The organism is Streptomyces lushanensis, from assembly GCF_001700515.1.
GTDB classification, from domain to species: Bacteria; Actinomycetota; Actinomycetes; order Streptomycetales; family Streptomycetaceae; genus Streptomyces; species Streptomyces lushanensis.
Map to the genome: position 1 here is coordinate 1 of NZ_MAUD01000068.1, position 5,840 is coordinate 5,840.

Sequence of the window (5,840 nt, forward strand, 5' to 3'; positions counted from 1 at the left end):
GCCCGGGACGACCGCGCCACCACCCCCCACGCCGCCGGCACCCGCACCCGCGCCCGCCACCGCGATCTGCACCCCCTGGTCCGCCAGGGCCTGAAGCTCCGTACCGGCACGGTCGTCGTGCGCGGGCGGCTCGTCCGTCACCAGCCGGCTGATCAGATCCGTCGGCACCGTCTGGAACATGGTGTCCGTACCGAGCTTGGTGTGGTCGGCCAGCACCACCACTTCCGCAGCCGCCTGCACCAGCGCCCGGTCGACGCTCGCCGACAGCATGTTGGAGGTGGAGAGGCCGCGCTCCGCCGTCAGCCCGCTCCCCGAGAGGAACGCACGGGTGACCCGGAGCCCCTGGAGGGACTGCTCGGCCCCGCTGCCGACCAGCGCGTAGTTCGACCCGCGCAGCGTGCCGCCGGTCATGACGACCTCGACCCGGTTGGCATGGGCCAGCGCCTGGGCGACCAGCAGTGAGTTGGTGACGACGGTCAGCCCGGGGATCCGCGCGAGCCGGCGGGCCAGCTCCTGCGTGGTCGTACCGGCGCCGACGACCACGGCCTCGCCCTCTTCGACGAAGCTCGCGGCGAGATCGGCGATGGCCGTTTTCTCCGCCGTCGCGAGATGGGACTTTTGCGGAAAGCCGGATTCTCGCGTGAATCCGCCCGGCAGTACCGCACCGCCGTGCCGGCGGTCGAGGAGTCCTTCTGCCTCGAGCGCCCGCACGTCCCGCCGTACGGTCACTTCGGAGGTCTGGACGACGCGGGCGAGCTCACGGAGCGACACGGCTCCGTTGGCGCGCACCATTTCGAGGATCAATTGACGACGTTCTGCAGCGAACACGAAACTGACAGTAACCCCAACGACCGTCTGCTTTCAGCAGTTTGCGCCGAATAACAGAAGTTGTACACAGAAGAGCACACGGAGTGGTATACGGCGACGAGACGGTCATTCACCCCATACAAACCCGGGCAAACCTCGCCAGAGCCCCGCCAGAGCCCGACCGGATCCGCACCGGAATCCGACCCGAATCCCCACCGGAACCGCACCGGAATCCGACCCGGACCCGCACCGGAGACCCGCCGGAGCCCCACCGGAACCCAGCCGGCTCCTCACCGGAGCCCGCCCGGACCCCCGCCGGAATCACACAGGCTCCGGCCGCATCCGCAGCCGCAGCCGCACCGGCGACCCGCGCGTCAGCTCTCCTCCGCCGTCTTCCGCGTGTGCAACTGCCGCGCCACCTCGGCGATCGAGCCCGACAGCGACGGATACACGGTGAAGGCGTTGGCGATCTGCTCGACGGTCAGACTGTTGTCCACCGCGAGGGAGATGGGATGGATCAGCTCACTGGCACGCGGCGCCACGACCACGCCGCCGACCACGATGCCCGTGCCGGGACGGGCGAAGATCTTGACGAAGCCGTCCCGGACGCCCTGCATCTTGGCGCGCGCGTTCCGCAGCAGCGGCAGCTTGACGACCCGTGCGTCGATCCGGCCGCTGTCGACGTCCGCCTGGCTGTAGCCGACGGTGGCGATCTCCGGGTCGGTGAAGACGTTCGACGAGACGGTCTTGAGATTGAGCGGCGCCACCGCGTCGCCGAGGAAGTGGTACATCGCGATCCGGCCCTGCATGGCCGCGACCGAGGCGAGCGCGAAGATCCCGGTGACGTCGCCGGCCGCGTAGACGCCCGGCGCGGAGGTACGGGAGACCCGGTCGGTCTTGATGTGGCCCGACTCCTGGAGGAGTACGCCGGCCTCCTCCAGGCCCATGCCCGCGGTGTTCGGTATCGCGCCGACCGCCATCAGACAGTGCGATCCGGTGATGATCCGGCCGTCGGCGAGAGTGACCTCGACGCGGTCGCCCACACGCTTGGCGGCCTCGGCCCGGGAGCGGGACATCACATTCATCCCGCGCCGCCGGAAGACGTCCTCCAGCACGGCGGCGGCGTCCGGGTCCTCGCCCGGCAGCACGCGGTCGCGCGAGGAGACCAGGGTGACCCGGGAGCCCAGCGCCTGGTAGGCACCGGCGAACTCGGCCCCGGTCACACCGGAGCCGACCACGATCAGTTCCTCGGGCAGCTCGTCGAGGTCGTAGACCTGCGTCCAGTTGAGGATGCGCTCACCGTCCGGCCGCGCGTCCGGGATCTCCCGGGGATGGGCACCGGTGGCGATCAGCACGGCGTCGGCGGTGAGCGACTCCTCGCCGCCGTCGGCCGCGGTCACGATCACCTGCCGCGAACCGTCCATGGCCTGCCGGCCGTCCAGCCTGCCCCGGCCTCGCATGACACGCGCGCCGGCCCGGGTGACGGAGGCGGTGATGTCGTGGGACTGCGCGAGCGCGAGCCGCTTCACCCGCCGGTTGACCTTGCCGAGGTCGACGCCGACGACACGGGCCGACCGCTCCAGCGGAGGCGTGTCGTCCGCGACGATGATGCCCAGCTCCTCGTACGAGGAGTCGAAGGTGGTCATCACCTCGGCCGTCGCGATGAGCGTCTTCGACGGCACGCAGTCGGTGAGCACCGACGCGCCGCCGAGGCCGTCGCAGTCGACGACGGTCACCTCGGCGCCGAGCTGGGTGCCCACCAGGGCCGCCTCGTAGCCGCCGGGTCCGCCGCCGATGATCACGATCCGGGTCACGAAAAGTCCGCCTCGCGTTGTCAACCCGGCCCGTCTGCCACCCCGGCCGGGGTTCCGGGGGAGCCCCCGGGGGATGCAGTCGTACTCCATTGTCCCGCACGGTTCACGCTGCTTCGCCCCGGGGCCTCCGTCCGGGAACGCACGGCGCCTCCGTCCGGGAACCCACGGGGCCCGGCATCCGGGAACCCGCGGGGCCGGGCCGGTGGATCGGCGGCCACGCCCGTACCTCCCGTACCCTCAACCTCATGTCGCTCTACGCCGCGTACGCCGGCAACCTCGACGCGCGGCTGATGACCCGCCGCGCCCCGCACTCCCCGTTGCGCGGCACCGGCTGGCTCAACGGCTGGCGGCTCACCTTCGGCGGCGAGCAGATGGGCTGGGAGGGCGCGCTGGTCACGGTCGTGGAGGCGCCGCGCTCGCAGGTCTTCGTCGCGCTGTACGACATCGCCCCGATGGACGAGGACTCCATGGACCGCTGGGAAGGCGTGGGGCTCGACATATACCGCCGGATGCGGATCCGGGTGCACACCCTGGACGGCGAGGAGCCGGCCTGGATGTATGTGCTCAACGGATACGAGGGCGGCCTGCCCTCCGCCCGCTATCTGGGCGAACTGGCCGACGCGGCGGAATCCGCGGGCGCTCCCCACGACTATGTGATGGAACTGCGCAAGCGTCCCTGCTGAGCCACGGCGCGAAGGCGACGCGCACCCGGCTTGAAATCGACGGACATACCGCACTTACGGGACGTCGGTCACGCATTCGCACGCCCGCGGTCCCTCCATCTGTCCGAAACGGCAGTACAACGATGTCAAGACCGTGTGCCCTTCATCTACGCGCGTAGGGAATGACCGGCTACCCTCATCCGCGTGAACGCATCTGTTATCCCGGCCAACGCCGACGGACCCGCCGATCCCCTGGCCGCCGCCGGCGCCGCCGCCGCGCGCCTGCGCGAGCTGACCGGCGCCGAGACCCATGACGTCGTCCTTGTGATGGGCTCCGGCTGGGGACCGGCCGTCGAAGCGCTCGGCGCGCCCGAGGCGGAATTCCCCGTGACCGATCTGCCCGGGTTCCCGCCGCCCGTCGTGGCGGGCCACGGCGGCAGGATCCGCTCGTACAAGATCGCCGACAAGCGCGCGCTGGTCTTCCTCGGCCGTACGCACTACTACGAGGGCCTGGGCGTCGCCGCCGTGGCCCACGGAGTGCGTACCGCCGTCGCCGCCGGCTGCAAGACCGTCGTCCTGACCAACGGCTGCGGCGGACTGCGCGAGGGCATGCGCCCCGGCCAGCCCGTGCTGATCAGCGACCACATCAATCTGACGGCCGTCTCCCCGATCGTCGGCCCGAACTTCGTGGACCTGACGGACCTGTACTCGCCGCGGCTGCGCGCGCTGTGCAAGGAGATCGACCCGGAGCTGGAGGAGGGCGTGTACGTGCAGTTCCCCGGGCCGCACTACGAGACTCCGGCCGAGATCAACATGGTCCGGGTGATGGGCGGCGACCTCGTCGGCATGTCCACCGTCCTGGAGGCCATCGCGGCCCGCGAGGCCGGCGCCGAGGTGCTCGGGATCTCGCTGGTCACCAATCTGGCCGCGGGCCTGTCGGGCGAGCCCCTCAACCACGAGGAGGTCCTCCAGGCGGGCCGTGACTCGGCGACGCAGATGGGTGCCCTGCTGGCCCAGGTGCTCGAACGCGTCTGAGCGGCGTCCGGGCAGGGAAGGACAACAGGCCGGAGCCGCGACACTCGGCCCACCACTGCGACAACCGTCGATCGACCAACCCCTACGGCGAGCAACCACCTCCGTGAGAGCGGCGCCGGCCAGGCGCATAAGGAGCCCCCCACCGTGCAGCAGCAGGACCCGATGGAGCAGGACGTCATCAGCCGGGCCAGGGCCTGGCTGGCCGAGGACCCGGACCCGGGGACCCGCGCGGAACTCACCGCGGTCATCGAGGCCGGGGATCTGGACTCACTCACCGACCGGTTCGCCGGCACCCTGCAGTTCGGTACGGCCGGGCTGCGCGGCGAGCTGGGCGCGGGACCCATGCGGATGAACCGCGCCGTGGTCATCCGGGCGGCGGCCGGGCTCGCCGCGTATCTGAGGAACCGCGGCGACGGCGAGGGACTGGTCGTCATCGGGTACGACGCCCGCCACAAGTCGGCCGACTTCGCCCGGGACACCGCGTCCGTGATGACCGGCGCGGGCCTGCGCGCCGCCGTACTGCCCCGGCCGCTGCCCACCCCGGTGCTCGCCTTCGCCGTACGGCATCTCGGCGCCGTGGCCGGGGTGATGGTCACCGCGAGCCACAACCCGCCCCAGGACAACGGCTACAAGGTCTATCTCGGCGGCGGCTCCCAGATCGTGCCGCCCTCGGACGGCGAGATCGCGGCGGAGATCGACGCGATCGGCCCGCTGGGCTCGGTACGGCGTCCGGAGGACGGCTGGGAGACCCTCGGGGAGGAGGTCCTGACGGCGTATCTGGAACGTACGGACACCGTCCTGACACCCGGCACCCCGCGGACCGCGCGGACCGTCCACACGGCGCTGCACGGCGTCGGTACGGAGACCCTCCTGGCCGCCTTCGCGCGCGCCGGCTTCCCGGAGCCCGTGCCGGTGGCGGAGCAGGCCGCGCCCGATCCCGCGTTCCCGACCGTCGCGTTCCCGAACCCGGAGGAGCCGGGCGCGATGGACCTGGCCTTCGCCACGGCCCGGCGCGCCCAGCCCGATCTGATCATCGCNNCGGGCACGTTCGCCGAGTCGATCGTCTCGTCCTCGCTGCTCGGCCGGATCGCCGGGGCGGCGGAGCTCGGGTACGAGGAGACGCTGACCGGCTTCAAGTGGATCGCACGCGTCGAGGGCCTGCGGTACGGGTACGAGGAGGCGCTCGGCTACTGCGTCGACCCGGAGGGCGTGAAGGACAAGGACGGCATCACCGCCGCGCTGCTCGTCGCCGAACTGGCCTCCGAGCTGAAGGCCCAGGGCCGTACGCTCAGCGATCTCCTGGACGATCTGGCCGTCACCCACGGTCTGCACGCCACNNCTGCCGCCGACGGACGGGCTGCGGTACCACCTCTCGGGGGAGTACCGGGGGCGCGTGATCGTCCGGCCCAGCGGCACGGAGCCGAAGCTGAAGTGCTACCTGGAGGTCGTGATCCCGGTGGCGGACGCGCCGGGGCTGGTGGGGGCGAGGGTGAGGGCGGCGGAGGTTCTGGGCGCGCTGAAG

Annotated in this window: 5 protein-coding genes and 2 pseudogenes; 5 read left to right on the top strand and 2 right to left on the bottom strand. The window is 71.5% G+C overall.

Annotation, left to right across the window (positions count from 1 at the left end):
• Positions 1-828: DeoR/GlpR family DNA-binding transcription regulator (locus BFF77_RS05975; RefSeq protein WP_079124877.1), on the bottom strand; the 828-nt coding region annotated here is incomplete at its 3' end.
• 353 nt (positions 829-1,181) lie between these two features.
• Complete coding sequence (locus BFF77_RS05980; RefSeq protein WP_066944545.1) at positions 1,182-2,621, bottom strand: NAD(P)H-quinone dehydrogenase; 1,440 nt, start codon at positions 2,619-2,621, stop codon at positions 1,182-1,184.
• 245 nt (positions 2,622-2,866) lie between these two features.
• Here BFF77_RS05980 and BFF77_RS05985 point away from each other — a divergent pair, with 245 nt between their 5' ends.
• From BFF77_RS05985 to BFF77_RS36610, 5 genes and pseudogenes are all read left to right on the top strand, one after another.
• Positions 2,867-3,304, top strand: a complete 438-nt coding sequence (locus BFF77_RS05985; protein WP_066944551.1) for a gamma-glutamylcyclotransferase family protein — start codon at positions 2,867-2,869, stop codon at positions 3,302-3,304.
• Between the two features lie 183 nt (positions 3,305-3,487).
• A complete protein-coding gene (locus BFF77_RS05990; protein WP_066944547.1) occupies positions 3,488-4,318 on the top strand; it encodes a purine-nucleoside phosphorylase in 831 nt (276 codons plus the stop codon).
• A 162-nt stretch (positions 4,319-4,480) separates the two neighbouring features.
• On the top strand, positions 4,481-5,355 hold an 875-nt coding region (locus BFF77_RS36600; protein WP_483855206.1), incomplete at its 3' end, for a phosphohexomutase domain-containing protein.
• A gap of 2 nt (positions 5,356-5,357) precedes the next feature.
• Positions 5,358-5,655 (top strand): annotated as a pseudogene (locus BFF77_RS36605) (phospho-sugar mutase); the annotation flags it as partial.
• Positions 5,656-5,657: 2 nt separating this feature from the next.
• Positions 5,658-5,840: pseudogene (locus BFF77_RS36610) on the top strand (phospho-sugar mutase); the annotation flags it as partial.